The sequence below is a fragment of the Pseudoalteromonas sp. 1_2015MBL_MicDiv genome, from assembly GCF_002407505.1.
Taxonomy (GTDB): domain Bacteria; phylum Pseudomonadota; class Gammaproteobacteria; order Enterobacterales; family Alteromonadaceae; genus Pseudoalteromonas; species Pseudoalteromonas fuliginea.
Window position 1 is genome coordinate 190,424 of record NZ_CP012738.1, and the last position, 25,257, is coordinate 215,680.

At 40.2% G+C, this 25,257-nt stretch carries 24 protein-coding genes and 1 pseudogene; 12 read left to right on the forward strand and 13 right to left on the reverse strand.

The genetic code is table 11. The features are described from left to right. Nucleotides 1–7: 7 nt before the first annotated feature. Nucleotides 8–1,735 (reverse strand): DUF885 domain-containing protein, encoded by a 1,728-nt coding sequence (locus AOR04_RS18360; protein ID WP_096794250.1) that lies wholly within the window; start codon nucleotides 1,733–1,735, stop codon nucleotides 8–10. A 226-nt stretch (nucleotides 1,736–1,961) separates the two neighbouring features. On the opposite strand from AOR04_RS18360, the gene AOR04_RS18365 reads away from it, so the two are divergent. Together AOR04_RS18365 and AOR04_RS18370 are read left to right on the forward strand one after the other, a co-directional pair. Beyond that, nucleotides 1,962–2,549, forward strand: coding sequence for a DUF4202 domain-containing protein (locus AOR04_RS18365; RefSeq protein WP_084166005.1), 588 nt, complete (start codon nucleotides 1,962–1,964; stop codon nucleotides 2,547–2,549). 40 nt (nucleotides 2,550–2,589) lie between these two features. Further along, a complete protein-coding gene (locus tag AOR04_RS18370; protein WP_007377433.1) occupies nucleotides 2,590–3,093 on the forward strand; it encodes a TFIIB-type zinc ribbon-containing protein in 504 nt (167 codons plus the stop codon). An 80-nt stretch (nucleotides 3,094–3,173) separates the two neighbouring features. Here the strand turns inward: AOR04_RS18370 and der are convergent, their stop codons facing one another. The 9 genes from der to ndk all read right to left on the reverse strand — a co-directional run bounded on the left by der (nucleotide 3,174) and on the right by ndk (nucleotide 13,589). Continuing rightward, entirely contained in the window at nucleotides 3,174–4,640 is a 1,467-nt protein-coding gene (gene der / locus AOR04_RS18375; RefSeq protein ID WP_033017497.1) for a ribosome biogenesis GTPase Der, read from the reverse strand. Nucleotides 4,641–4,733: 93 nt separating this feature from the next. After that, nucleotides 4,734–5,912: an outer membrane protein assembly factor BamB gene (gene bamB, locus AOR04_RS18380; protein WP_096794251.1), complete on the reverse strand. Its 1,179-nt coding sequence runs from the start codon at nucleotides 5,910–5,912 to the stop codon at nucleotides 4,734–4,736. 10 nt (nucleotides 5,913–5,922) lie between these two features. After that, a complete protein-coding gene (locus AOR04_RS18385) occupies nucleotides 5,923–6,543 on the reverse strand; it encodes a YfgM family protein (protein WP_033037917.1) in 621 nt (206 codons plus the stop codon). Nucleotides 6,544–6,562: 19 nt separating this feature from the next. Continuing rightward, a complete protein-coding gene (gene hisS, locus AOR04_RS18390; RefSeq protein ID WP_007377437.1) occupies nucleotides 6,563–7,843 on the reverse strand; it encodes a histidine--tRNA ligase in 1,281 nt (426 codons plus the stop codon). A gap of 136 nt (nucleotides 7,844–7,979) precedes the next feature. Continuing rightward, on the reverse strand, nucleotides 7,980–9,098 hold the full coding sequence (ispG, locus tag AOR04_RS18395) for a flavodoxin-dependent (E)-4-hydroxy-3-methylbut-2-enyl-diphosphate synthase (protein ID WP_008139556.1): 1,119 nt from the start codon (nucleotides 9,096–9,098) through the stop codon (nucleotides 7,980–7,982). 5 nt (nucleotides 9,099–9,103) lie between these two features. Then, on the reverse strand, nucleotides 9,104–9,952 hold the full coding sequence (locus AOR04_RS18400) for a RodZ domain-containing protein (RefSeq protein ID WP_007377439.1): 849 nt from the start codon (nucleotides 9,950–9,952) through the stop codon (nucleotides 9,104–9,106). Continuing rightward, the gene (pilW, locus tag AOR04_RS18405) at nucleotides 9,949–11,742 is read right to left on the reverse strand and encodes a type IV pilus biogenesis/stability protein PilW (RefSeq protein WP_096794252.1); all 1,794 of its coding nucleotides are present in this window, start codon (nucleotides 11,740–11,742) and stop codon (nucleotides 9,949–9,951) included. The genes AOR04_RS18400 and pilW overlap by 4 nt, the downstream gene beginning before the upstream one ends. Before the next feature lie 116 nt (nucleotides 11,743–11,858). Further along, nucleotides 11,859–12,989, reverse strand: coding sequence for a bifunctional tRNA (adenosine(37)-C2)-methyltransferase TrmG/ribosomal RNA large subunit methyltransferase RlmN (locus AOR04_RS18410; protein ID WP_008139552.1), 1,131 nt, complete (start codon nucleotides 12,987–12,989; stop codon nucleotides 11,859–11,861). A 168-nt stretch (nucleotides 12,990–13,157) separates the two neighbouring features. Continuing rightward, nucleotides 13,158–13,589: a nucleoside-diphosphate kinase gene (gene ndk, locus AOR04_RS18415; protein WP_007377442.1), complete on the reverse strand. Its 432-nt coding sequence runs from the start codon at nucleotides 13,587–13,589 to the stop codon at nucleotides 13,158–13,160. A 216-nt stretch (nucleotides 13,590–13,805) separates the two neighbouring features. Here ndk and trhP point away from each other — a divergent pair, with 216 nt between their 5' ends. Then, nucleotides 13,806–15,191 carry a prephenate-dependent tRNA uridine(34) hydroxylase TrhP gene (gene trhP, locus AOR04_RS18420; RefSeq protein WP_096794253.1) on the forward strand — a complete coding sequence of 462 codons (1,386 nt, stop codon included), beginning with the start codon at nucleotides 13,806–13,808 and terminating at the stop codon, nucleotides 15,189–15,191. A 53-nt stretch (nucleotides 15,192–15,244) separates the two neighbouring features. Here the strand turns inward: trhP and AOR04_RS18425 are convergent. From AOR04_RS18425 to AOR04_RS18435, 3 genes and pseudogenes are all read right to left on the reverse strand, one after another. Next, nucleotides 15,245–16,284, reverse strand: a pseudogene (locus tag AOR04_RS18425) (type II toxin-antitoxin system HipA family toxin); the annotation flags it as partial. Between the two features lie 228 nt (nucleotides 16,285–16,512). Then, entirely contained in the window at nucleotides 16,513–16,722 is a 210-nt protein-coding gene (locus AOR04_RS18430) for a hypothetical protein (protein WP_096794254.1), read from the reverse strand. Continuing rightward, nucleotides 16,709–17,002 (reverse strand): helix-turn-helix domain-containing protein, encoded by a 294-nt coding sequence (locus tag AOR04_RS18435; protein ID WP_096794255.1) that lies wholly within the window; start codon nucleotides 17,000–17,002, stop codon nucleotides 16,709–16,711. The genes AOR04_RS18430 and AOR04_RS18435 overlap by 14 nt, the downstream gene beginning before the upstream one ends. Before the next feature lie 218 nt (nucleotides 17,003–17,220). On the opposite strand from AOR04_RS18435, the gene AOR04_RS18440 reads away from it, so the two are divergent. From AOR04_RS18440 to AOR04_RS18470, 9 genes are all read left to right on the forward strand, one after another. After that, on the forward strand, nucleotides 17,221–17,466 hold the full coding sequence (locus tag AOR04_RS18440; RefSeq protein WP_096794256.1) for a YfhL family 4Fe-4S dicluster ferredoxin: 246 nt from the start codon (nucleotides 17,221–17,223) through the stop codon (nucleotides 17,464–17,466). A gap of 463 nt (nucleotides 17,467–17,929) precedes the next feature. Next, nucleotides 17,930–19,651: a type I restriction-modification system subunit M gene (locus AOR04_RS18445; RefSeq protein ID WP_096794257.1), complete on the forward strand. Its 1,722-nt coding sequence runs from the start codon at nucleotides 17,930–17,932 to the stop codon at nucleotides 19,649–19,651. Continuing rightward, nucleotides 19,644–20,237 (forward strand): DUF1016 N-terminal domain-containing protein, encoded by a 594-nt coding sequence (locus tag AOR04_RS18450; RefSeq protein ID WP_232525562.1) that lies wholly within the window; start codon nucleotides 19,644–19,646, stop codon nucleotides 20,235–20,237. Before AOR04_RS18445 ends, AOR04_RS18450 begins: the two co-directional genes overlap by 8 nt. Next, nucleotides 20,227–21,693 (forward strand): ATP-binding protein, encoded by a 1,467-nt coding sequence (locus tag AOR04_RS18455; RefSeq protein WP_096794258.1) that lies wholly within the window; start codon nucleotides 20,227–20,229, stop codon nucleotides 21,691–21,693. Before AOR04_RS18450 ends, AOR04_RS18455 begins: the two co-directional genes overlap by 11 nt. Continuing rightward, nucleotides 21,683–21,805 (forward strand): hypothetical protein, encoded by a 123-nt coding sequence (locus tag AOR04_RS22045; protein ID WP_257790463.1) that lies wholly within the window; start codon nucleotides 21,683–21,685, stop codon nucleotides 21,803–21,805. The genes AOR04_RS18455 and AOR04_RS22045 overlap by 11 nt, the downstream gene beginning before the upstream one ends. After that, nucleotides 21,795–23,264, forward strand: coding sequence for a restriction endonuclease subunit S (locus tag AOR04_RS21650; RefSeq protein ID WP_157770566.1), 1,470 nt, complete (start codon nucleotides 21,795–21,797; stop codon nucleotides 23,262–23,264). Before AOR04_RS22045 ends, AOR04_RS21650 begins: the two co-directional genes overlap by 11 nt. 51 nt (nucleotides 23,265–23,315) lie before the next feature. After that, the gene (locus tag AOR04_RS21655; protein WP_157770567.1) at nucleotides 23,316–23,474 is read left to right on the forward strand and encodes a hypothetical protein; all 159 of its coding nucleotides are present in this window, start codon (nucleotides 23,316–23,318) and stop codon (nucleotides 23,472–23,474) included. An 8-nt stretch (nucleotides 23,475–23,482) separates the two neighbouring features. Next, nucleotides 23,483–24,088 (forward strand): SWIM zinc finger family protein, encoded by a 606-nt coding sequence (locus tag AOR04_RS18465; protein WP_096794259.1) that lies wholly within the window; start codon nucleotides 23,483–23,485, stop codon nucleotides 24,086–24,088. Between the two features lie 3 nt (nucleotides 24,089–24,091). Beyond that, a complete protein-coding gene (locus tag AOR04_RS18470; protein ID WP_096794260.1) occupies nucleotides 24,092–25,222 on the forward strand; it encodes a hypothetical protein in 1,131 nt (376 codons plus the stop codon). The last annotated feature ends 35 nt before the right edge of the window (nucleotides 25,223–25,257 follow it).

The following is a 25,257-nucleotide window of genomic DNA, read 5'->3' on the forward strand; positions in this document are numbered from 1 at the left end:
TTGAATGTTAAATAGCCGATTTTTGTTTTGCTATCCAATCGTTTATTACGTCTTCTAATACTTCCATAGGGAGTGAACCTTGGCCGATTACGGTGTCGTGAAAGCTGCGAATATCAAATTTAGCGCCTAGTTCTTTTTCAGCTTTTGCGCGCAGTTCGCGTATTTTTATTTCGCCCATTTTGTACGAAAGCGCTTGGCCTGGCCATGAAATATAACGATCTATTTGATCCTCCACCGCACTTTGTGGCAAAGCAGTGTGATCTGCCAAGTAGTCAATAGCCTTTTGGCGGCTCCAACCAAAGGCATGAATACCGGTATCAACAACAAGTCTCACTGCTCGCCACATTTCGTAACCTAAACGGCCAAAATCGCTGTAAGGGCTTTGATAAAAGCCGGCTTCTTTACCTAAGCGCTCTGTGTAAAGTGCCCAACCTTCGCCAAATGCAGAGTGGCTAAGTGTGCGTCTAAATTCGGGTACATTTAACTCCATAGCAATAGCGTTTTGTAAATGATGCCCTGGTATTGCCTCATGAAGGCTTAGTGCTTCTAAATTATACAAAGGCTGTAGCTTAGGTGTTGAGGCCAAAAAGTAAGTGCCAGGGGAGCGGTTATCAGCAGGTGGCATATAAAACGCGCCGCGACTCGCTGAGCCTTTAATAGTAAAGGTGTTACGCGGTAAATTATTAAAGTAGGTTGGTAACTTGCCATACATTTTTTGCGTAATAAAGGCTGTTTTTTCAAGTAGGTCTTGCGCGTCTGTTGCGTAAAATTGCTCATCGGTTGCTAAAAATTCTAAAAAATCGCTGTATGTGCCATCAAAACCTACTTCATCAATAATGTTTTGCATTTGCGTTTTTATACGCGCGACTTCTTTTAAGCCAAGCTCATGAATTTTCTTTGGTGTGGCATTGGTTGTGGTGTAGTAATTAACTGCATATTTGTAATACTCAAGCCCGCCTTTAACGCTTGCAATACCCGGCTGGGCTCTACAGTTAGGCATGTAATCGTTTTCAAAAAAGTCGTAAAAATGCTGATAAGCAGGGACTACTTTTGAGCTGATTAAGGCCTTTGCTTTATTTTGGTATGTGGCTTTTTGCTCTGCTGTAAACGTGTTTGGTATACGTGTAAAGGGCTCGTAAAGGGCACTGTTTTCAGGTTGCTTAACAATATGCGCGCTAATGCTTTGGCTGTAATTTTCAAAGGTTTTGCAGTAATGAGTAAAGCCTGTTTTTATACCTTCTTTCATTAAATCAATATTTTGCTGATTAAATCGAGGGTAGTCGGCAAGGCTGATTAAAAATGCGTTGTAATCGTCGGGTGTTAAAAATGCCATGTTAGCCGGTGCTTCGGCAAAATAAGTATGCCAGCCACTTAAAAAATTAACCGGAAAATACTTATCTTGATAAAGGTAGCTTTGCTGCTCTGTTTCTCGCTCATATTTAAATAAGCGGTAGTTCATTAGCTGCTTGTTGTTGAGCGTTTTTGGGTCAATGCTGGCTAAGCTTTTTAGTACGCTGTTGTTATAAGCTTGGCGCTTTGCAATGGCTTGCTCGCTCCAATTTGGCAATGTACCGTTTGGCTTCCAGCCATCTGGATCGGTACGAAAAAATATTTTTTCGGTTTTGGCGTTTTGCCAGTGGTTATCAATAATGGTTTTTAAATCAGTGTTACTGTCGGCTAAGCTTGGTAGCGATGCAACCGCTAAGCATATAGCTAAAAGAGTTTTTTTAAACATAGTCATCCGTTATTGGCGAGTTAGTTATTATTTATCGCGCTTTTTTATTTTAATTTGTGCTCAATATAGTACCAAGTTAACTTAATCAATGCGCTTACTTTTATAACCAGTACCTCTAGGTTTTACTTTTGATTGAACAAATTTCACTGCGTAACTGATTGGCGTACTAGTTTATTGTTTTATCAGCGTTTAGAATGATTAAAACTTATTATAAAAAATGACCGTCATGTTTAATAAAGTAATTACCTTAATTGATGAAGCTAATAACCAAGACCCAAATAGTGAACAGCACAATGGACAAAGCTTTCCTAAAGAAAGTTTATACGCCTTGCGCATGAGCGAAATGTTAACTCGTTTTAAACCAGATGCCGATGAACTCATGCAAATTGCAGTGCGCGGGCAGCATATACAACGCTGGAAGTCGCCACGTAGTGACTTTGAAATGAATAAGCAGGGCTATCATCAATGGCGCAGTGCACTTTATATATTTCATGCTAGCAGTGTTGTTGCGCTCATGAAGCAAGCTGGTTACGATGAAGCTGAGCAAAACCGAGTGTACGATGCGGTCGCTAAAAAGAATATTAAACGTAATCCAGACAGCCAGCTTGTTGAAAATGTGGCTAGTTTGGTGTTTATTGAACATTATATGCTTGGATTTGCCAATGCAAAACCAGATTACAATGAGGAAAAGTGGATTGGTATAATTCGTCGTACTTGGCAAAAAATGTCAGATGAAGCGCATGAGTTTGTACTTGCAGGTAATATTACATTACCCGCACCACTTGTTGGGCTTATTCACAAAGCACTTGAGTAAAGTAGTATAAGTTAAGTATTAAAATAAAAAGGAGTTTTAAATGCATTGCCCACGTACAAATGCATCTCTCGAGCCGTTATTAATTGGCGGTATTACTGTTTACACTTCAGCGCAAGGCGGCGTATTTTTTGATAACAGCCAAATTTTTAAATTTAGCTCGCCAGAGCTAAAGCATGGTCAGGTGTTGCTAAAGCATTTGAGTGAACATAGCGAGAGTGAATACGATGTATCACTACGAATTAATTGCCCAAAGTGCAAAAAAATTGTAATGATGCGCAGGTATTTTTCGCCAGTAAAGGCCGTTGAAATAGATGAATGCCCAGGCTGTGCAGGAATATGGCTTGATAGTGGCGAGCTGGCAAAAATACACGAAAACCACTTAACACCCAAAGAGCGTAAGCTATTAGCTCATGAAATGGCAACCAATCATGGGTTTATAACTATTAAATCACCTACTTCTAGGTTTACGCCAACTAATAAAAATAAAAGTGCGCATGAAACCACCGTTGAGAACTTGGTTCGCTTAGCTTTACTTAGTTTGTGACTGTTAAAAACATATTAAAACAAAAACGGCGTACTAAAAAGTACGCCGTTTTTATTACAATAAACTAATTTTTAACGAATTTATTTATTACGATTTTCTTTAGCAAATGCACGTATTTTACGCTTTTGCGACAGTGTTACTTTATTAACACGACCAGCAAATGGGTTTTCACCTTCTCTAAATTCAATTTTGATTGGGGTGCCCATAATTTTAAGCGCTTTACGGTAGTAGTTCATCAGGTAGCGTTTATAACTATCTGGTAAATCTTTAACTTGGTTACCGTGAATAACAATACGTGGTGGGTTATAACCACCGGCATGCGCATATTTGAGCTTAACACGACGACCACGAACAAGTGGCGGCTGGTGATCGGCTTGAGCCATGTCCATAATACGACGCAACATTGCAGTACTTATACGTTTAGTTGCAGACTCATACGCTTCGTCAACAGATTCGAATAAATGACCAACACCTGTACCGTGTAGTGCAGATATAAAGTGTAGGCGTGCAAAGTCAATAAAGCCTAAACGGCGATCGAGCTCTGATTTAATACGATCTTTAACGTAATCGTCTAAGCCATCCCATTTGTTCACAGCAATAACCAATGAACGACCTGAGTTAAGAGCAAAGCCAAGCAAGCTTAAGTCTTGATCTGAAATACCATCGCGAGCATCAACAATCAATAACACAACGTTACAATCTTCGATTGCTTGAAGCGTTTTAATTACAGAGAACTTCTCAACTACGTCGCTTACTTTTTTACGTTTGCGAACACCGGCTGTGTCAATTAACACATATTCTTTTTCATTTCGCGTCATCGGAATGTAGATAGAGTCACGTGTTGTACCTGGCATATCGTATACAATTACGCGTTCTTCACCGAGTATGCGGTTAGTAAGTGTAGACTTACCAACATTAGGGCGACCAATAATGGCAAGCTTTACAGGTTTGTCTGCAAATGCCTGGTGATCGGTGTCGCTGTCTTCATCTTCTTCGTAAAGATTAATAAGCTCTTCGTCATCGCCTGTTACGTCTTCGTCTTGTGCAGCTAATTCAGCAATAAGCGGCTGAAGTGTTTGCTCAAGTAATAGCGTAATACCACGACCATGGGATGCCGCAATATGATGAATTTCACCTAATGATAATTGGTAAAATTCAGCACAGTTTGAATCTGCATCAATACCATCGGTTTTGTTGGCAACAACAAAACACTTTTTATCTTGCTTGCGTAAGTGATTAGCAATTGCTTGGTCAGCTACGGTCATACCTACACGAGCATCTACTAAAAACAGAACAATGTCGGCTTCTTCAATGGCTAGCAGAGATTGATCTGCCATTTCGATTTCGATGCCTTCTTCTGAGCCATCAATACCACCCGTATCTACCACGATAAATTCATAGCCATCATAACTAGCTTGGCCATATTTTCTATCTCGTGTTAAACCAGGGAAATCGGCTACGAGCGCATCACGAGTACGTGTTAAACGGTTAAATAATGTGGACTTGCCCACATTGGGTCGCCCAACTAGAGCGATCACGGGAAGCATAAACTACCTCTTTAAAAAACAACAAAAGGCTTCGCAGTGCGAAGCCTTACAAAAAATAATTAACTATTAGCAGGTTATACTAATAGTAGTAAGTTAGTTCGGTATTTTAACCGCACTAACTTCACCATCACGGGTGTATAAAATCAGTTTATCGTCGGCAACAACAGGCTCAATAAAAAATCCTGAACTGTCAAAGTCTTCACGAGATACTAGCTCGCCAGTTTCTTTATTTAACCAATGCAGGTTACCTTCTTGGTCGCCTATAGCTAAATGGCTACCCGCAACTGTAGGGCCTGTTAAGTACCAACCACGTAGAGCGGGTTGGCTCCAACGTTCAATACCTGAATCTTTATCCAATGCGTAAATAACACCATCGCTATCTACTACATAAATACTTTGTGCGTCCATTGCAATATCGCGGTAGCTACTGTATTCACGTTTCCAGACAATATTACCTGAGCGAATATCAATAGCGGCTAAGTTACCATTATAAGCAATAGCATATGCGTATGGGCCGCTAATAAGTGGTTGAGTATCTACGTCAACTAGGCGTTCAAACTCTGATGCACCTTTAGCTACCGCTATTTCTGCGCTCCATGCTGAGTAACCACTTTCTGAAATCAAAACGTTTAACTTGCCTGTTTCAAGGCCAACTAATACACCACCGTTAGCAACGGTTGGCGAGCTTTGTCCGCGCAATGTTAGCGGCGGTACTTCTTGTTCAAAGCTCCAACGCTGCTCACCTGTATCTGGGTGTAGCGCTAATAATTTACCAGACGCTAAATTAACAAAAACTAAGCCATCGCCAGCAGTTGGTTTTGATAGCGATTCACCAGGTACATTTTTACGCCAAACTTCTTCACCGGTTTCGCGATCTAGGGCAATAATAAAGCCATGTTCAGAGCCAATATAAATCTTACCATAAGCTTGTAAAATACCGCCTGATAATTTTGCTGTACCGTTGTCACTCCATGGCCAAAATGATAAATCCTGACGCACGTCAGTTTCCCATTTTGTGTCGCCATTCGTAAGCGAAAGTGCTTCAACTTGGCCTTCACGGCTAGCAACGTATACAGTGTCTTTATAAATAGCAGGCGTTAGACGAGAGAAATAATGCTCTACACCGCCACCAACTGATTCTTGCCAAACAACGTCAGTTTCAAACTGGTTTACAATTTCAGGAAGTACTAGTTCGTCTTCATCATCACTTGATGAACAACCCATCAGTGTTGCCATACATAGGGCAAGGGTTGCAGTCGTTAATTTTCTCATGCCTAAAACCTTAAGCCGCTGGGCTAGTTACTGCTAGGTCATCTAACTTAACTTGTAATAGTGGGTTACTGGTTAATCCACCTGCATCTACAGCTGCTTGATAAGCAGTGCGAGCCTGATCTTTATTACCTTGCTGAGCGTAAATATCGCCTTTAAGCTCGGCAACGTTTGCGTTAAATGCTTCTGGTAATGGTGCATTTAATGTATTTAATGCATCGTCATATTTAGTTTGTGCAATTTGAATGCGGGCTAAGCGTGTAATAGCAATTGCTTTTAGTTCTGTATTTTGCACATTAGATACGATCCAACTCAGTTTTTCGCTTGCTACATCTAACTTTTGCGCATCTACAGCATCTTTAGCAGCAACAAATGCGGCTAATGTTGCATAGTTTGTGTCTTTATTTTCGCTGATAAACGTATCTGCTGAAGATAATACATCATCACCTTCAACAAGCTTAGTGAAAGAGTTTGATGCTTTCTCAGCTGTTGTGATTTGGTTTTGGTTATACGCTTTCCAGCCATACAAACCACCCAAGCCAACAACTATACCTAGTGCAAGTGAAACGCCGTTTTCACGGAAAAAACGTTTAATGGCTTCTGCTTGTTCTTCTTCTGTTGAATGTATATCCATGTTTACCTCTAATGTCAGCTTAGCCGTTAATAAGCTCAGCTAATAGCGTTTTAGCTTGTTCTAATTCTAATGTGACTTGTTCTTTACGTTCACGTAAGTACTTTATAGTCACAACGCCTTTTTCTAATTCATCTTCACCGATAATAACAGCAACAAGTGCATCGCTTTTATCAGCACGTTTTAATTGTTTTTTAAAGTTACCGCCGCCAGCATGTACCATAACACGTAAACCGGCTACGTCACGACGTAGTTCAGAGGCTATAATAGGTGCTTGAATACTTGCTTTGTCGCCCATCGCTGCTAAATATACATCAGCATTGCGACGAATGTCACCCACACACTCAATAGCCTGTAGCAATAATACTAAACGTTCTAGGCCCATTGCAAAACCAACCGCTGGGGTTGCTTTACCACCTAGTTGCTCAACTAAACCATCGTAACGACCGCCTGCACAAACAGTGCCTTGTGCGCCTAAACTGTCGGTTACCCATTCAAATACGGTACGGTTGTAGTAGTCTAAACCACGTACTAATTTTTCATTAACCGTGTATGAGACGCCTGCAGCGTCTAAACGTTCACATAAATTTTCAAAATGTTCTTTTGATTCAACATCTAGGTGCTCAGATAATTTAGGTGCGTCGGTTAATATGGCTTGTACATCTGGGTTTTTGCTATCAAGTACGCGTAATGGGTTTGAATACATACGACGTTTTGAATCTTCATCCAGCACATCTATGTGTTGTTCAAGGTAAGCTACTAATGCATCACGGTAATCGGCGCGCGCTTCGTTAGATCCTAATGAGTTAAGCTCTAAGCGTACGTGCTCAGTAATACCAAATGCTTCCCATAGTTGCGCTGTTAATAAAATAACTTCGGCATCTATATCGGCTGTGGCAATACCAAATGTTTCTAAACCAAATTGGTGAAACTGGCGGTAACGACCTTTTTGCGGACGTTCATGGCGAAACATTGGTCCCATATACCAAAGACGCTGCTCTTGGTTATATAACAATCCATTTTCGTTACCTGCGCGCACACATACAGCGGTGCCTTCAGGGCGCAGTGTTAATAAGTCACCATTGCGATCGGCAAAGGTGTACATTTCTTTTTCTACTATATCGGTTACTTCACCAATAGAGCGTTTAAATAAGTCGGTTGATTCTACAATAGGAAAACGAATTTCTTGATAACCGAACGATGCTACTGTCTCGCGTAAAATGCTTTCTACTTTCTGCCAAACTTGTGTGTCGCCTGGCAGACAATCGTTCATACCGCGAACTGCCTGAATTTGTTTTGCCACTGATAAATCCTAAATGCTGTTTATGTGTAATAAAAAATGCTTACACAACAAGAATGCTAAAAATTGACCTGACATTATAGCGTTTTAGCTATAAAGGTAAACGGCAAACAGCGTTGTCTGCCGCTAAATACGGTATTTATTCGACTATTTTTATGTCGATAGGTGTTTGGTTTTGCTTTTGGGCTATAAAGTCACGTACATAACCTTCGAGTTGTTCAACAATATTATTGTTGTCGATACGTGCTTTTTGACGCTCTCCATTAATATATAAGCCAGAACGACGGTTTGCACCCGCAAGACCTATATCACTAACGAGTGCTTCACCTGGGCCATTTACAACACAACCAATTACCGAAACCGATACAGGCTCAATAATATCTTCAAGGCGTTCTTCAAGCTGGTTCATGGTGCTAACTACATCAAACTCTTGGCGTGAGCAGCTAGGGCAGGCAATAAAGTTAATACCGCGTGAGCGTATACGCAGCGATTTTAAAATATCAAAGCCTACTTTGATTTCTTGTACTGGGTCGGCTGCAAGTGATACTCGTAGTGTGTCGCCAATGCCTTCAGCAAGTAACATACCTAAACCAACGGCTGATTTTACCGAACCTGAGCGCATGCCGCCTGCTTCGGTAATACCTAAATGCAGTGGTTGGTCTATTTCTTTAGCAAGTAAGCGATACGCACCAACGGCTAAAAATACATCTGATGCTTTTACTGATATTTTAAATTGGTCAAAATCAAGGCGGCGTAATATATCTACATGGCGCATTGCTGATTCTAATAAGGCTTCAGGTGTAGGCTCGCCGTATTTTTCTTGTAAGTCGCGCTCAAGTGAGCCGCCATTTACACCAATACGAATAGGAATGTTATGTTCGCGAGCTGAGTCGACCACGGCTCTAATACGTTCTTCGCTGCCTATATTACCTGGGTTTATTCGTAGGCAATCCACGCCGTATTTTGCCACTTTTAAGGCTATACGGTAATCAAAGTGAATATCGGCTACTAAAGGGATAGTGACTTGTTCTTTAATACTTTTAAATGCATCTGCTGCATCCATTGTTGGCACTGATACACGCACAATGTCGGCACCGGCATCTTGTATCGCCTGAATTTGTGCCACGGTTGCATCTACGTCCATGGTATCGGTATTGGTCATTGATTGCACTGCAATCGGTGCACCATCACCAATAGGTACATTACCTACATTGATACGAGTTGATTTTCTGCGTTTAATTGGAGATTCTGAAAACATAGCGACTACTCTGCTAGTGGTAATTTAAATTTAGCTAAACGATTTTTAGGAAAAGCCGAAATGTCGATAGGCTCACCATCCAAGGTAATACTTACAACGTCATGCTTACCTAGTACAACAGAAAAAGGAGGAGTACCGCTAACCGTCATCTGGTAGCCTGCTTTTTTAACACCAAAAGCTACTTTTTCACCCTCACCGTCATAAACTTCAACCCAGCTTTCATCGTTAAAGTTCATCACGATTGTACTTATACCTGGTGTTTTATCCAGATCAGTAGTTACTGTTTCTACGGGTTGTTCTACTGAATCATTTAATGTTTCGCTTTGCGGTTGTACCGTTTTATTAGTATCTGCTTGTTGTTCTTGTTCAAAAAAAGGAGATTGTGCTGCTTGTCGCTCACTCATAATTGAGTTCTCAACATTAATATTACTTGTTTGTTCTTCAATTGGCGTGGCATTTTGCCAAAACCAAAGTGCAGACGAACCAATGACGATCGCTAAAATAATATAACTCACGAACATTAATCGGCTGTCATTGGCTTCTTTTTCCGTTCGGCGTGAAAAGCTTTGCATGTTCGCGGGTTTAGCCGGCTCAGGTGGGGCTGGCATCATAGCTAGAATAGGCGTGCAATCAACTTTTAATTCTCGGCAATAGTTTTTAATATAACCTTTTACAAACGTAATAGGACCGAGTAATTGAAATTCATCGTTTTCAAGACGCTTTATTTGTAGTTCAGATAGTTTTAACGGCTTAGCAATTGCTTCAATGCTCACATTCGCTTGCTCACGATGTGCTTTTAGTATTTGACCAACCGTTGGTTGTTCGCTCTGTGTTTGCGTATTGTCTTCATTCATAATGTGTATGAGTCTGGATCCACTAGTAAAAGTCTATGCCCTGGCGTAAGTGCTATGTCAGGACTTAATTTATTCCATCGCATTAATTGATCAATTAATACACGCCGCTGGGTAGCTATTTCGTAAAGGGTGTCGCCAGCTTTAATTTCGTAATAAACATTAGGATCGTTTAGGTAAATTTTACTTCCATTCATTACCCGATCCGACTCTTTTAAACCATTCCATTGTAGAAGTTTTTGTAGTTTAACATTGTATCGCACCGAAATGCTAAATAGGTTTTCACCGAATTGAATTACATGAAATGGGATGCTTAAAGTTGGTACTTTAGGGTTGAGCATTGGTGGTTCAATGTGTTCACTTGCCTCATAACTCTTAAACTGTATGTCATTATTATTTTGGCGGCTACTTTCAGCAAACACGTTAGTATCTTTCGTTGCAGTGTAAAAAACAACATCAGAATCATTCTGTTCTATAGGAGCCTTTATTACAGGGGGAGTTTGCTGCGAATTAAAGTTTGCATCTTTAGGGGCGCCAAAAGAAATTATTTTAATGCTGTCATTTGGTTTAGTTAATGTTTTTTCGGCTTGTTTTTGCGATTTAGGTACTTGTGTAGCAGCGACCGTCTTTTGCATCGTATTAGCTGAATTATGACCAGTTGTTAAAGCAAGCATGATAGCCGATGTATCGGTTTTAGTACTTGAACTAGTTACTGTTGGTGTCGTTTCTTTTTTTGAAATAGATGATGGGGGCGCGCTTGTATAAGTATTTCCTTTATTAATTGGATTAACAGTACTTGCAATAACTGAACTTGCATTATCCATTTGAGTTTGGGGTGCTAAACTTATGCGTTTGTTATCGTTGGTAACTAAGCTTGTTGAATTATCTCTAGCAATGTGTTTTTTCCGGGTGATTTTTATTTTTGGTTTAACACTAATTTGTCCACCATTACTTGTTTCTTGTAATTCATCAAGTTTAGCTTTTCGGTATTTTTCTCTTAAAATTTCAAATTCGCTTAACCGTACTTTTTGCTCTCGAATTACGTATGCTTCATTACTCGTTGGGTAGGTCTGTGAAATAGTGGTCGCAATTTTTTCTGCATCTTCTATTTTACCCATTCGATTTTTTATTAAATAGTTAAGCATCAAAGCCCGAGATGAAACTTTGCCTGTATCGTCATAACGCTTTAAAAGCTCATTTGCTTTGTGTAAATCACTCTTAGCATAAAACAGTGCAGCTAAACTGATTAAAGTAGACGTTCTTTGCGAGCTGTGGTTCATGGCTTGTTTAAAATAACTTTCAGCATTATCAAAATCGTTAAACTCAATGGCACATAAAGCTAAATTTTCGTAGCTTTCTGCAACACGAATGTAGCTAGGGATTTCTATTGCTTTTAAAAATTGATCAGTGGCTCGGTCGTATTCATTTATGCCACATAAAAATACACCGTAGTTATTTAAAGTATTTGGATCGTCTGGTTTTATGGCGAGTGCTTTTTGGTAAGCTTTATCGGCCAGTGTATTTTCACCAACTTGTTGATAGTAATAAGCTAGAGAGTAATGAACCTCTGGTAAATTTGGTGCAAATTCGGCTGCACGCTCTAAATTATATTTAGCCTGAGAATTATTGCCTGTATTTAGGTATTGTAATGCTAGAGCAATACGCGTTCGCGCTGCGCCTATATTATTAATTTTATTTTCGACGACGGGTTTGTCACTGCCGTTATAACTATTTTCGGTTACACACCCGCTTAGAGCGAGTGCCGATATAGTTAAAGCAAGTAAAGATCGCATTACCTTATCTCTGTATTTTAATCCATATCTTCTATCTTACCTAAAAGCCTTTATGTTGCATCATATATTTAAAAATAAACGAATTAATATAAAGGCTTTAAGTATTTTACTAAAAGTTATGCTTGATGAATGTTTACAGTAATCGCATTATCATCACGCATTTTCTTTTTAGCTAAGCGCTTAGTACGATCCACTACATCACCCACTAATTGTCCACAAGCTGCATCAATATCGTCCCCTCGAGTACGACGAACAATACAGGTAACGCCGGCTGCTTGTAATACCTTTGAAAAGCGATCAATACGGCTGTTACTTGAGCGAGTGTACTCATTACCTGGGAACGGGTTAAACGGAATAAGGTTTACTTTAGATGGTGTGCCTTTTAACGTTTGCACGAGTGCATGCGCCTGATCGGTGCTGTCGTTAATACCGTTAAGCATAACGTATTCAACGGTTACGTCTTTATTAGCTTTTGAACCGTCGATATAACGACGACACGCGGCTAAAAATTCTTCAATAGGGTACTTTTTATTAACGGGCACTAAAATGTCACGCAGTGCGTTATCTGGTGCATGCAATGAAATAGCCAGTGCTACGTCAATTTTCTCTTTTAGTAAATCAAGTGCAGGTACAACGCCTGACGTACTTAATGTTACGCGGCGCTTAGATAAACCAAAGCCCCAATCGTCCATCATTAGTTCCATTGCTGGCACTACGTTTTTAAGATTAAGTAAAGGCTCACCCATACCCATCATCACAACGTTAGTTACTGGGCGCTTTTCGCTATGGCCATCAAGGCCTATATCTTTAGCTACACGCCAAACTTGGCCAATGATTTCAGATACTTTTAAGTTACGGTTAAAGCCTTGTTGAGCAGTAGAACAAAAAGTACATTCAAGCGCACAACCAACTTGTGATGATACACATAAAGTAGCGCGTTCTTTTTCAGGGATCCAAACAGCTTCTACTTCTTGGCCGCCTTCAAGAATAAGTGCGTACTTAATAGTACCGTCGCTTGCTTGTTGGCGAACGGTGATTTCTGGTGCAACAATTTCGCACTCAGCTTTAAGCTTTTCTTTAAGCTTTTTATTTACGTTGGTCATTTCGTCGAAGTTATCTACGCCAAAATGATAAATCCATTTCATCACCTGGTCACTACGAAACGGTTTTTCACCGAACGATGCAAATAGCTCGCGCATTGCATCTCGGTTTAAATCTAATAAGTTAATCTTTTTTTGCTCGGTCATGAAACAACCTCAATCGGTGACGGTGGAGATAAAATTTACGAGGACGAATTGTACACAATTCACTCACTTTAATCATTAAGTAAAACATTATTAGTTTACTGATTAATACTTTACGTAATGACTAAAAAAGGGCCCGAAAGCCCTTTTCAATATGTTAACGAATTCGAATTAACGAGTACGTGAACAAAGCTCTTCGTCAGCGAAGAAGTACGCGATTTCGCGAGCAGCAGATTCAACAGCATCAGAACCGTGAACAGCATTTTCGTCGATGCTATCAGCGTAGTCTGCACGTAAAGTACCAGCTAGTGCTTCAGCAGGGTTAGTAGCACCCATGATTTCACGGTTTTTAAGAACAGCGTTTTCGCCTTCAAGAACGGTAACCATTACTGGACCAGATGTCATGAAAGATACTAAAGCACCGAAGAAAGGACGTTCGCTATGTTCTGCGTAGAAACCTTCAGCTTTCTCTTGTGAAAGGTGAACCATTTTAGCTGCAACGATTTTAAGGCCAGCAGATTCGAAACGGTTGTAGATAGCGCCAATGTGGTTTTTAGCAACTGCATCAGGTTTTACGATTGAGAAAGTACGCTCTAAAGCCATCTTTATGCTCCAATAATTTTAAGTAAAAGTGTGAATATTAACGGGCGCGAATTATACGCGTTTTAAGTGAAAAATCCTAATTTTATTAAAAACCAGTTTGATTGCAGTTTTGTGATCTTGATCAAAAGCACAATGCTTGGCGGATTTATAATGCCGCGCTCGTAAATTAATTAATCATGCAACCGACTTATACTCGGTTCGATGTATGGAGCGCACATGTCACCCATTATTTCTTCAACGCCTTTTACTCCTGAACTATTATGCCCTGCAGGCACTTTAAAAAACATGCGCTACGCGTTTGCTTATGGCGCAGATGCGGTTTATGCGGGGCAACCCCGCTATAGTTTGCGTGTGCGCAATAATGAGTTTGACCTAGACACGCTGCAAATTGGTATTAGTGAAGCACATGCGCAAAATAAAAAGTTTTATGTGGTGTCTAATATTGCGCCGCATAACGCGAAAGTAAAATCGTATTTACGTGATATAGAGCCAGTTATAGCAATGAAACCCGATGCGCTGATTATGTCAGATCCTGGTTTGATCATGCTGGTTCGTGAAAAATGGCCGGCGATGCCTATTCACTTATCGGTGCAAGCAAACGCCGTTAACTTTGCAAGTGTGCAGTTTTGGGCGAAGCAGGGCATTGAGCGGGTTATTTTATCTCGCGAGCTCTCGCTTGAAGAAATAAAAGAAATACGCACGCTTTGCCCAAATACTGAGCTTGAGGTGTTTGTACATGGTGCATTATGCATGGCGTATTCTGGGCGTTGTTTGCTCTCTGGTTATATAAACAAACGCGACCCAAACCAAGGTACCTGTACCAATGCATGCCGCTGGGATTACGATGTAAAACCAGGTGTTGAGAACGAAACCGGCGAAATGGTGCATAAAATTGATCCCAAACAGGTTATTCCTACATTGGGAGAAGGGACGCCGAGTAACGATGTATTTATGTTAGAAGAGCAAGGCCGCCCTGGCGAATACATGCCTGCGTTTGAGGATGAACACGGCACGTATATTATGAACTCCAAAGATTTACGCGCTGTGCAATACGTAGAGCAGCTCACAAAAATGGGTGTACATAGTTTAAAAATAGAAGGGCGTACTAAGTCATTTTATTATGTGGCGCGCACAGCACAAGTTTATCGCAAAGCAATAGACGATGCAGCTTCAGGTAAACCATTCGATACTAAATTATTTAAGACGCTTGAAAACTTAGCACATCGTGGCTATACCGAAGGCTTTTTAAAACGCCATGCCCATCAAGAATATCAAAATTACGAGTATGGTCACTCTGTATCAACTAAGCAGCAATTTGTGGGTGAAGTACTTGGGCGCTGCGAAAATGGATTAGTTGAAATAGACGTTAAAAATAAATTTTGCACAGGCCACTCTTTAGAGCTAATGACGCCAAAGGGAAATATTAGTTTTGTGCTTGAATACATGCAAAACAAAAAAGGCGAAAGTATTAGCGATGCTAAAGGCTCTGGTCACATTGTAAAAATACCGCTAGATGAGGGCGTTAACTTAGCGCACGCTATTTTAATGCGTAACCTAGATGAAAACCAAGATACCCGCAATCCGTTTAAACAAGCAGTTTAAGGGGTATAAGTAACACCAAAAATCGGTATTTTGGTGTTACTTCATAATCTATTTTAACTACCCGTTAAATGCTTATTCATGGCGTACGTATTATTAAGCTGTTGCTCTATTAAGCTAATCGTTTTTTATTTACGTCGAGTGTTTTAGCGGTGTATTTAAAGTTTAAAATAATCTCTGCTATTTCAGATATTATAACTTGTACTTGTTTCCAGTTTGCATAACCTGCTGCAGAGGCCAGCTTTTGAATCGCTTTTAGTGGCGGATTTTTTCCAAATCCAGCAAACGAAGTAGCATGCTCGTTAAAAGGGTGAGGACTAAAAGTGACATCATAAAAAGGCGCTAAATCCCACTCACCAGAATCTTCTTGTAAAAAAGCCCATTTTTTACTGTGGTCGTCTTGGTTACAGCTAAATAAATTAAACATAGCCCGACGAAATTGTAATTGCCCCGCAGCAGGTGATTTGCATAAAACACGGCTCGCTTTAATTAAATCCTCATAATCTAATGTAAGTGTACGAAAATCAGCATCTAGCAAGCCACATGAACTATGCATATGTTTGCAGCCCATTTTATCACCCGTTAATTTAAACCTATCGAATCGCTTTAAGGCAAGCCATTGCTTTGCACCGGTCCCTTCTGGGGCGGGTACCAGTAATCGTTGAGGTGGGTTTAATCCCGCTTGTTCAGCTAAATCCAAATACACAGCTTCACATAACCCTTTCTCATGTCCTAAAGCGAGGTTTTTGGATGTGAATTTGATTAACCAAGCATCATCGCCTGTTTTAGGTTTTGTCCTACATTCTTGTATATTATTGTCAGGAAAATAAATTTGAGCTTTAGGGCGTGCACCGCCGGAGCTGCCAGCAGCCACTAACGCAGAAAGTACTTTTTCTGTCTGCCCGTCAAATATTGCTTGGGCTTGTTGACCCAATGTAGCAAGACCAGCGTCATCGTCATTTGTGCCATCATAATGAGTTTCAGGTGTAAACGATAATGCCCATAGCTAAATGGCCAACAAAAGATAGCGGTCCATTTGGGTCACAAAGTTAGGCATTATATTATTTTGTCTGAATACACGATCCTGTAGTAGTAATACCAATTCCATTAAGTATGAGATCTAAATTTTACGCCGAAAAAACAATTCAGTTCTAGGCGTAAATTGATGTAATTGGTTGTTCCATTTGCGAAATTTACAACAAAGAAATGGGTTGTTTTAGCAAGTAAAATAGATCAGCTATTTATTGGAATTGGTATAACCCCCACTCATCAGGTAAACAATCAGAAAAGACCCCATGCAATCCATTATGTGGGCTTTTGGGTGCTAACTGAACATCTCTATTGAAGCTAACTGAACATCTCTATTGAAGGCGAGTGAGAATGGCGAAAGATTACCATATGTGTCTAAATAACTTTGGTCGAACTGAAAGTAAACACCTTGCCTATTTTGAGCAAGTACACCCACCATTAACTCTGTTGAGTCTGACAGTGTACGTTTTACTTCTAGCTTTTCTATGGGTTTAATAAAGGCCATTGTTTAATTCCTGATCAATAGGCGTTGGCGCATTCTTGCCTTGAGTTGGCGCTTTTGTTAAGTCATATAAACGAGTTAAATCGTCGAGTGTTTGCCACAAAAGCAATAGCTGCCTAAACGAAATAAGCCCTATAACCTCAAACTTTTTTATTGTAGAAGCCGGTACTGTGCTTTTTTTAGCTAACGCCTCGCGTGACATTTTTGCTTTTTTGCGACGTTCTTTTAGGTGCTCAGCAAAGGCTAGCTGGACATCACCCTCGCTTAATAATAAATAATTAATAATAGAACCTCGCGAACTTGATTGGGCATTACTGTGTCCAAAAATTGCTTTTTTATGAGCGTAATGGATATTATAGTGTCCATTTTTAGTTATAAAGTTAATGATTGAATGCGAGTTACCGAATGTAATTTTTATTGATTGAGATCAACAAGAAAACGCAGAATAAAATGCATAATTTACGGCTGCAAATTTATGCTAGAAGTACTAGAGGTTAGAGAGTGGCTTTACTAATTAACAGCAAATGTATTAACTGCGACATGTGCGATCCAGAATGCCCTAACGAAGCCATTTACATGGGCGCTAAAATTTACCAAATAGACCCCGCAAAATGCACTGAATGTGTAGGCCACTACGACAAACCAACCTGTGTCAGCGTATGCCCAATTGACTGCATAAAGCCCGACCCAGCCCATCGTGAAAATATAGACGAACTGGCTGAAAAATATGTCAGGTTAACGAGTTAGTTTATTAATTGGTTTTTATGTGTAATGGGTTACGAAGCGAAAGTTGCGACACTGTCGCAACAACCAAACTGCTCGCATATTACGTATTATGACTAGGGCGTGTTGATCTTTGGTGGGTGAGTTTGCAGCTGTATGTTTGGTTTTTAGGCAAGGCAGAGCCTATGTAGTGTGGTTATTCCCCATAAATAGGCGATAACGCAGCATAAATACCAAACATGCGCTGCCCTTTGGGTTCTTTCTAGGGACGATAAACTCTTTGTTGCTCGGTTTTTACTTAGCCCACTAGGTTACAAACCTCGCGCCGCGATTTAATCGCCCCTAGATTGAACAAATTTCAATCCACAAAGATCAACACGCCCTAATAAATATCCCCTCATATATTTTTAATTAAGTCTCAATAATTCGCGCTCTTTACGGTATGATAACTCAATAATTTGTATTGATATTCTGGTCTGAGATAGCTATGGAAACCGCACCTAAAAAAACCGCCACAAAGCCCGCTACTAAAAAAGTTGCTAAAAAAACCACAAAACAAGCACAAGTCGGGTTTGAAGAATCGCTTTGGGATGCCGCCAATAAACTACGTGGCAGTGTTGAATCAGCCGAATATAAACACATTGTTTTAAGCTTAATCTTTCTTAAATTTATTAGTGATAAGTTTGAAGTACGTCAAAAAGCCATTATTGCTGAGCACGGCGATGAATACATCGACATGGTCGACTTTTACGCAATGGATAACGTGTTTTACCTACCAGAAGACGCCCGCTGGTCATACATTCAAGCCAACGCCAAGCAAGGCGATATCGCTGTAAAAATAGATACCGCCCTGCACGGCGTTGAAAAAAACAATAAATCACTCGCGGGCGCGTTGCCAGATAACTACTTTTCACGCTTAGGGCTTGATGCCAGTAAGCTCTCGGCGTTAATCGACACCATCAATAATATCGACACTATTGCCAACCAAAACGAAAAAACAGAAGAAGACTTAGTTGGCCGTGTTTACGAATATTTTTTAGGTAAATTTGCCGCATCTGAAGGTAAAGGTGGAGGCGAGTTCTATACGCCAAAGTCAATTGTTACCCTAATAGCCGATATGATTGAACCATTTGAAGGTAAAATTTACGACCCCTGTTGTGGCTCGGGCGGTATCTTTGTGCAATCGCTTAAGTTTATTAATAGCCATAACGGCAATCAAAAAAATGTGTCTATTTATGGGCAAGAATACACTAACACCACCTATAAACTGGCTAAAATGAACCTCGCCGTGCGCGGTATTTCGGGCAATTTAGGCGATATAGCAGGCGATACCTTTTTTAAAGATCAACACCCTGACCTAAAAGCCGATTACATAATGGCAAACCCGCCGTTTAACCAAAAACAGTGGCGCGCCGATAACGAATTAGTTGACGATGCCCGCTGGGCAGGCTACCCAACACCGCCTACCGGTAATGCCAACTATGCGTGGATCATGCATATGATCTCAAAACTCAGCGAGCATGGCACGGCAGGCTTTGTACTCGCTAATGGCTCAATGAGTTCAAATACCAGTGGCGAGGGCGATATTCGCCAAAAAATAATCGAAAACGATTTAGTCGATTGTATGATAGCCCTACCCGGGCAGCTGTTTTACACCACGCAAATTCCGGTGTGTTTATGGTTTATAAGTAAAGATAAACGCGGTAATAACGAAAAAGGCCTACTAAAGCGCCGTGACCGCCAAGGCGAAACGCTATTTATAGATGCCCGCGAAATGGGCTCTATGGTTAACCGTACCTTAAAAGAACTCACCAACGACGACATTGCAAAAATTACACAAACCTACCATATTTGGCGTGGCGAAGAGCTAACTACTGCAAGTACCGAGCGAGAAAGCGCAGGTAAAGAGCAAAGCGCAAATAAAGTGCAAGAATATGCAGATATCGCCGGTTATTGTAAATCAGCCACCCTTGCGGATATAAAAGCCAACGACTATGTACTTACCCCAGGGCGCTATGTCGGCGCTGCTGACATTGCAGACGATGGCATCCCGTTTGAGACCAAAATGAGCGAGCTTAGCCAAACCCTTTACAGCCAAATGAATCAAGCTGATGAACTTGATAACGCTATTCGTAAAAATTTACAGGCCTTAGGCTATGGCGAAGAGCGTTTTGGTGAAAAACGCGATAGTGAAGAACGTAATGACTAACAGTAAAGAACACCCATCGACTCAAAACGAGCTCTTATTAGTTGATATTCGCCGCATTGTTGAACAAGCCCGTGGGCAAGTTAAACAAACCGTAAATACCGCCATGTTACAAGCGTATTGGCAAATAGGGCGCTTAATTGTAGAAGATGAGCAAGGCGGTGAAACACGTGCAGCCTATTGCAAAGCAACATTAAAACGGCTATCGCTGCAACTCACCACAGACTACGGTAAGGGGTTTGACATAACCAACCTGCGTAATATGCGCCGTTTTTATCTCGCCTTTGAAAAACGAGACGCAGTGCGTCTCGAATTGAGCTGGACGCATTATCGCACCCTATTACGGGTTGATAGTTCAACTGCGCGCAACTGGTATCGAGATGAAGCCATTTTACAAAATTGGTCGGCGCGCGCGTTAGAGCGCCAAATTGGTACGCTTTACTACGAGCGTTTACTCTCAAGTAAAAATAAACAACCCGTTGAGCAAGGTATTATAAATAACCTACAACAGTTTTTATTAGGGCTTGGTAAAGCGACCCTCAGAATCGTGGAAACGCATAATTATAGAGAGCGATGTAATGGAAAATAAACACCCTTTATTGCTTGATATAGAAAAAGGTGAAAGCAAAAATTTAGAATTTAAAGTGCAATTACCAACCAGTAAAGAGTGGGTTAAAAGCATTATCTCTTTTGCCAACTCTGCGGGTGGAAAGCTGGTTATAGGCGTTTCTGATAATAGAACTCTAATAGGTTTGCAACATTTTGATCTATTTGAATTAATGGATAAAATTAGTTCAACAATGCATGAACTAGTTGCGCCTACGCTATTACCTAATATTTATATAGAGAATATTAACGGGGTTGAGTTATTAGTAATAGAAGTGCAGCGCGGAGCATTACTCCCTTATTATTTAAAGAGTAAAGGCAAAGAGCTGGGTTGTTATCAACGTATTGGTGCGACTAATCGCGTAGTCAGTCAGGCGCAAGTGATAGAGCTTGAACGTCAACGTAACCATATTAGCTTTGACTCACTTATTAACTATGAAGTGGATTTATCAACCCTTGATTTAACGCCACTTCAACAGCGTTTTGCAGCACATGGTAAACCATTAACGCCAGAAAAATTATTAAGTTTAAAGCTGGTCAAAAACGATAATAATATGCTTTACCCCACACATGGCTTGCTAATTTTACTGGGCTTTTATGAGCATGTAGAAATAAAATGTAGCCGATTTAAAGGCACTACCATGTCTATCTTTTTAGATAAAAAAGAGTACACGGGTGATCTATTTCAGCAAATAGAAAACGCAGAACTATTTATAAAAAATCATCTTCATTTACGCGCAGAGGTACTGGGGCTGCAGCGTACTGATACCTTTGAGATCCCCTTTCCAGCAATTCGAGAGGCATTACTCAATGCAGTAATGCATCGAGATTACAGCAATTTTGGACGAGATATAAAAATAGGTATTTACGATGATATTCTTAATATTGTATCGCCAGGCGGTTTACCACATGGGCTAACTATTCATGATGCGTTAAAAGGGCGTTCTGAAATCCGTAATACGGTGATTGCAAGAGTGTTTAAGGAGCTGGATTTAGTTGAGCAATGGGGCAGCGGTATACAAAGAATAAAAGAGTATTGCGTCAAGGCAAACATCGGTTTACCTGTATTCTCTGAGTCAGGTGATTTTACCGATTGGGAGTTTCCAAGAAAAATACGCGACAGTAATGAAGCAGTAGTAACGACTGATGGAATAAATGATGGAATAAATGATGGAATAAATGATGGAATAAATGATGGAATAAATGATGGAGTAAATGATGGAATAAACCATCAAACTATTATTCCCAAAAATATTCAGCCATTGTTAACGTGCATTAAGCACTCGCCTTCATTGTCTACAAAAGTATTTGCTAAGCAGCTTAAAGTAGGCACTGCAACGGTTGAACGTCATATTAAGTGGTTAAAAGACCATAACGTAATCAAGCGGATCGGCGCAAACAAAGACGGATATTGGCAGGTGTTAAACAATGAAAAATAATAAATATAAACAATTCGCACTTAGCCAACGCTTTTATAGCGAAATGAACCAAAGCGATGAGCTTGATAAAGCAATCCGTAAAAACGTGGAGGCACTGGGTTATGGAGCTTAATACTGAGACTTTAGAATCTTTATGTGAGCTCGTAGTGGATTGTCCCCACTCAACACCCAAATGGACAGATTCAGGAATTATAGTTCTAAGGAACCAAAATATAAAAAATGGAGTACTTGATTTAAGTAACCCAAGCTTTACTAATGAAGAAGATTATCAAAAAAGAGTTAAGCGTGCGGTCCCACGAGCTGGTGATATTGTAATTACTCGCGAAGCTCCTATGGGAGAAGTTTGTATAATTCCAGAAGGGTTAAAGTGTTGTTTAGGCCAAAGGCAAGTTTTACTTCGCCCACGAAATGAGATATGCGGTGAGTATTTGTTTTGGGCATTACAGTCACCTTATGTACAACATCAAATATCATGGAATGAAGGCACGGGGACAACAGTCAGTAATGTTAGAATCCCCGTTTTAAAGGCATTGATGATTCCAAGGTTACCTAAACATGAAAAACAATCTGCGAAAATATTATCTGTATTAGCAAGTAAATTAGAAGTAAACCAAAAAACTAACCAAACCTTAGAACAAATGGCACAGGCGTTATTTAAAAGCTGGTTTGTTGATTTTGATCCTGTGTTCGACAATCTCCTTGCGAGCGCTGATTTTAAATTAGAAAACCTTGAAACTAGTCTGCCTGACGAGCTAAAACAAAAAGCACAGCGCCGCTTAGTGGCACTGGACAGTTTGGAATATGTGGCACAATGCAAAGCCTCACTCATTGCGCTCGCTCACGAATTACAAGCACAGTTACCGACAAAAGAAGCAACACAATCAGCAGAGCAAGTATCAGAAAAAGCCGCTGAAACACCCGTTAAACCAAACTTTAGCGCCAATCCTAAAATATTAGAGCAACACGCCAGCACCCACGCCCACTTCCCCAATGAGTTCGAACACAACGAACAACTAGGCTGGATACCAAAAGGCTGGAAGCAAAAATATCTAAGTGATTTACTTGAAGTTAAATATGGTAAAGATCACAAAAAATTAGATGATGGAAAGTATCCTGTTTACGGCTCGGGCGGACTTATGCGTTATGCAGAAAGTTTTTTGTATGAGGGGGAGTCTGTACTTATCCCTAGGAAAGGCACTTTGAGTAATATTATGCATATAAATGGCTCATTTTGGACTGTTGATACTATGTTTTACACGATCCCTAAAGTACCAAAGGTTGCAAAGTTTATGTTTTACCACTTGAAAGCTTTAGACTTTGCAGCAATGAATGTAGGGTCAGCTGTACCAAGCATGACAACTAAAGTACTTAATAGCTTAGAGCTACTTTTTCCTTCAGTAGAAGTTCTTTATAGGTTTGACAGAGTAATCGAGGATTATTTTAACAAGATAAATTTCAACAAATTAAATATCAACCAACTTGAAAGTTTAAGAAATACGTTACTCCCCAAACTCATCTCTGGTGAACTACAAATACCTGATGTAGCCACCGACGATGAAACAGTATATTAATACATAGGCTAAGCACTTAACCATTTAAAATAACAAGAATAAGGATGTTTGATGAAATTTACTGAAGCCAAATTAGAACAAGCGGTGGTTGAGCTATTAGGCGAGCAAGGCTACCCGCATTTATTGGGCGGTCAGCTCAACCGCAATAATAGCGATGTATTAATTAAAGAAGACTTACGTGCTTTGCCAATTAACACAATGAGTGAATAAGAATTAGTATGTTTGATTTAAATGAAATAAAGCAACGCGTGGCCAGCAAAACTTACGATTTGGGTTATGGTTTGTACGCATCAAATAATGTCAGTAAGTTACTTATTGTGGGTGATCAAGCAATGGCGAGCGTGGCGGGGCAGTATAAATACAAAGTCACCTTAGAAAATATAGCAGGTGCGCAATGCGTGGCAAGCTGTACGTGCCCCGCAGCCGATTATCAAGAGGTATGTAAACATGCCATTGCCGTGGCGCTCAAAGTAAACAGTTTATCTGCTGCTGAATTAGCCAATGCAAACGCCGATGCTACAACACAAGGCAACGAACGCGGGGCATTAATGGCGTGGTTTTTAGATAAACCGGCTAATGAACTTACCGATATAATCATGGGTTTTTTAGATGAGTCAGAGCATGAATACGATAAATGGGTATTTATGATGTCAAACGACAAGCAAGCTATGAGTACAGGTGAGCTAAGCAAACTTATCACTAAAGCCTTGCCTAAAAAATCAGTATGGGGCTGGAATGAAGTACGTAGCTATTTTGTTGATGCTGACTCACTGTTTGAAATGATATTTCCTGCGATAGAAAAACTGCCCGTTGATCAGCAATGACAGTTGAATTTTAAAGCCTTGGTGCGCTTAAACACCGTACTTGAAGAAATTGATGACTCCGGCGGCTTTCGCTTTGATTTAGAAGGGCAGCTTAACCAAAACCTGAGCGAGCTTTTTAATCAACAGCCTTGGTCTGATGAGCAAAAAGCGCAGTGGATTTTTGAACACTTTGAAGACTACAAGTACGATGTATTCCCGAGTGTGCCGCATGACTTTGGTATAACACCCAATGTAAACACCTTGTTTTTAGCACTGTGTACAACTGCAATAGAAAAGCGACTACATGCGGGCGTTGACTTTGATGATTGGAGACAAAAAAGCGCGCTTGCACGCCTTACCTCGGTATTAATAGAGCACGCGCAAGCGCAGGATGATTGGCAAGCGCAACTGCGTTTAATTAAACTAACAGCCCATGACTCGTCGGATTATTTAAAAATAAGTGCGCTTTGCAAAGACCGTAATGAGCTGTTAGATGCCGAGTACTATTTAAAGCAAGCGTATCAACGGGCAAGTAAGCCGTATGAAGTGCTTGCATGTAAACGTGATGAGATAGACATTCGCCTTGAATTGTCAGAATTTAAAGCTGCATGGGCAATCGCGTGGCAGCTATTTGTAGATAATCCGAGTTTTAATGGCTTTAAAGATTTACACGCATTGCAACAAAAAACCGGCATAATTGATGCGCAGTTTGCGCAAAAGGTAGAGCAGCTATTGCTTTCTTTGTCAGAACAAGGGGCTAAATCAAACCAAGGGGCTTATCGCTTTACTAATTATCCGTGCGAGTTACTGGATTTTTATATTGATCAAAATGACATTGAAAAAGCACGTTCATGGGCTGCAAAACATGAGGTTAAGTCGAGTCAATTGATAACGTTGGCTGGTTTAATTATGGCGCAATACCCACAAGAGTCGATTGACTTGTATCACAAATCACTTAGTAACATAATTGGACAAACCAATAATGACGCTTATCGTGAAGCAACTAATTTATTAATTAAAATAGAAAAAAGCTTAAAAGACAAAAATGCCGACTGCACGCTATTATATGAAATGATTACTACATTGGCTAAGAAGTTTAAGCAAAAACGAAATATGCTGAAGTTGTTGCGAGAATACTTCCCGCATTGTAGCTAAGAATAAAAGTTTAAAAAATAATAACTAACATGAAT